General features: G+C 46.7%; 1 pseudogene. It reads left to right on the top strand.

Features of this window, described 5'->3' with window-relative positions:
• Positions 1–486 precede the first annotated feature (486 nt).
• Positions 487–703, top strand: a pseudogene (locus tag DXA60_RS19025) (group II intron reverse transcriptase/maturase); the annotation flags it as partial.

Raw genomic sequence — 703 nt, 5'->3', positions numbered from 1 at the left:
TTTGGTTTGCGCGCCATGGGCGCGCTCTAATGGGTGAAAGTCCCGAACACGCCTAGGCAACGAGGAAGTGTATAGCAGAACAGCAAGGGTGTCCATCGTGAGGTGGAATCTGAAGGAAGCTGTAAGCAAACTCTTGGTCCGACGGACAGAAATCACATATAAGGCTCGGAAATACGGATAAGTCTGCCAAAAGAGATGAAGTCCTAAAGTTGCTGGAAGTACGAGTAAATGTGGCGGATAGATGAGAGGAAAGAGCGTGCACCTTAAGCGTGGAGGTCTCACAGGGGTTTCATTAGCCTAGTAACAACGAACTGTGAGAAGTCAGCCGAGCCCATAGTAGTGAAGAAGTCTCTGTAATAGAGATGGAGCAAAGGGGCGAACAATCAATAAGTTTGAGTATGTCTCGTATTGCAGAAGAGATAACATCTGCCGTAACCAATCGGGTAAAAGATGGTCAAATCAAGCGAGACGGAAAGGAAAGAACGCATGGACACAAGTAGTCTAATGGAGCAGATATTATCTAGCGATAACCTCAACAGAGCATATCTGCAGGTCGTACGAAACAAAGGTGCAGAGGGAGTGGACGGAATGAAGTGCACAGAACTTAAGGAACATCTTGCAAAGAACGGCGAAATCATTAAGGAGCAGCTGAGGACAAGAAAGTATAAACCTCAGCCAGTACGGAGAGTGGAGATACCAAAAC

Origin of the sequence: Roseburia sp. OF03-24 (assembly GCF_003463035.1) — a bacterium.
GTDB classification, from domain to species: domain Bacteria; phylum Bacillota; class Clostridia; order Lachnospirales; family Lachnospiraceae; genus Roseburia; species Roseburia rectibacter.
This window is presented reverse-complemented; position numbering and strand designations above follow the sequence as displayed.